This window comes from Clostridium gallinarum, assembly GCF_014836325.1.
Classification (GTDB): domain Bacteria; phylum Bacillota; class Clostridia; order Clostridiales; family Clostridiaceae; genus Clostridium; species Clostridium gallinarum.
The window spans coordinates 1-952 of record NZ_JACSQZ010000133.1 but is presented as its reverse complement, the minus strand read 5'-3'; the positions used below and the strand labels follow the sequence as shown (position 1 = coordinate 952).

Annotated in this window: 1 protein-coding gene and 1 pseudogene; both read left to right on the top strand. The window is 31.0% G+C overall.

From position 1 onward, the window contains the following. Nucleotides 1-720, top strand: a 720-nt coding sequence (locus H9660_RS16130; protein WP_191751388.1) for an ATP-binding cassette domain-containing protein, incomplete at its 5' end; no start/stop codon positions are given. After that, nucleotides 720-952 (top strand): annotated as a pseudogene (locus H9660_RS16125) (ABC transporter permease); the annotation flags it as partial. The gene H9660_RS16130 and the pseudogene H9660_RS16125, both read left to right, overlap by 1 nt.

Sequence of the window (952 nt, the reverse complement as noted above, 5' to 3'; positions counted from 1 at the left end):
AAAAAAGTTCTAGGTTTAAAGAATTTTAGCTTGAATATTAGAAAAGGTGAAATAGTTGGTATAGCAGGAGTAGAGGGGAATGGACAAGCTGAATTAGTTGAAGCTATAACAGGAATGAGAAATGTAGAACAAGGAAAAATTATTTTTAATGGAAAGGATATCACTAAAGATTCCATTAGAAAAAGAATAGATGAAGGAATAGCTCATATTCCGGAAGATAGACATAAAAGAGGACTTATTTTAGATTATACTATGGAAGATAATCTTGTTTTAAAGGTATATAAAAATAGACCATTTTCTAAATTTGGTCTTATGGATAGAAAGAAAATTACAGATTATGCAAATAAAATAGTGGAAAATTTTGATGTAAGATCAGGTGAAGGTGGGAAATCAATTGCAAGATCTTTATCAGGAGGGAATCAACAGAAAGGAATTATAGGACGTGAAATTCAATCTAATCCTGATTTATTAATTGCTGTCCAACCTACTAGAGGATTAGATGTTGGTTCTATAGAATACATACACAAAAGATTAGTTGAACAAAGAGATAATGGAAAAGCAGTACTTTTAGTATCTCTTGAATTAGATGAAGTTTTAAATGTTTCGGATAGAATAGCTATTGTTAATAATGGGGAACTTATAGGAATTGTAAATGCTAATGATACAGATGAAAATGAAGTTGGATTAATGATGGCAGGAATAAAGAGAGGTGAAAGCTAATGGAAAAGCATCAAGGTATAAAATCAATAATGGCTGTAGTACTTGGACTTTTAGCTGGAGCTTTATTAATGTTAATTATGGGCTTTAATCCAGTTGAAGGATATAAATATCTGTTTAAAGGTGGATTAATGAACCTAGAAAGAATGGGGAATACACTTGCAACAGCAACACCTTTAATGCTTACTGGACTTTCCGTTGCCTTTGCTTTTAAAACAGGATTATTTAATATAGG